A 235-nucleotide genomic window follows, 5' to 3' on the forward strand; every position below is an offset into this window, starting at 1 on the left:
TTCTTCCTGTTTACGTTTTTCTTCATCAAGTCTCTTTTGTTCTTCCTGTTTACGTTTTTCTTCACCAAGTCTCTTTTGTTCTTCTTGCTTACGTTTTTCTTCATCAAGCCTTTTTTGTTCTTCTTGCTTACGTTTTTCTTCATCAAGTCTCTTTTGTTCTTCTTGTTTGTTCTTATTTTCATTAGATTTTTGACATTCTCTTAATTTATTATCTAGTTCTTTTTCTTTTTCTAGC

1 pseudogene is annotated in these 235 nt (G+C 30.2%); it reads right to left on the minus strand.

Features of this window, described 5'->3' with window-relative positions:
* Nucleotides 1-235: pseudogene (locus MR170_RS32890) on the minus strand (hypothetical protein); the annotation flags it as partial.

The organism is Bacillus cereus group sp. BfR-BA-01524 (assembly GCF_022662595.1).
Taxonomy (GTDB): Bacteria; Bacillota; Bacilli; order Bacillales; family Bacillaceae_G; genus Bacillus_A; species Bacillus_A thuringiensis_S.